This window comes from Cupriavidus sp. SIMBA_020, from assembly GCF_046535395.1.
GTDB lineage: Bacteria > Pseudomonadota > Gammaproteobacteria > Burkholderiales > Burkholderiaceae > Cupriavidus > Cupriavidus campinensis.
The window spans coordinates 1-263 of record NZ_JAWRWU010000838.1 but is presented as its reverse complement, the minus strand read 5'-3'; the positions used below and the strand labels follow the sequence as shown (position 1 = coordinate 263).

The 263-nt window shown below is 55.1% G+C and carries 1 protein-coding gene; it reads right to left on the bottom strand.

Translation table 11 applies throughout. From position 1 onward, the window contains the following. On the bottom strand, positions 1–263 hold a 263-nt coding region (locus SB751_RS31740), incomplete at both ends, for an acyl-homoserine-lactone synthase (protein WP_410749237.1).

The following is a 263-nucleotide window of genomic DNA, read 5'->3' as shown; positions in this document are numbered from 1 at the left end:
ACGAGGGAAAATCGAGTTCCGACGAACGAGGCAGTAGTTCTCGGAGCAGATATGGGGCGGTAGTTGGCATCAGTCGTGCGCAACCACATACCGGTCCGTTGGAAGTGCGTTCAACAACCTGAATGGTGTTTTCGCCATCGAAGTGATCCCATTCCATGGTTTCATTTTCCTTAACATCGGGTAGGGACCAGCCGAGGCGGCGCACGAACACGTCGTACCGGAACGCACCGAGTTCATCACGAAGTTCGAGCGGCAAGTCGCAC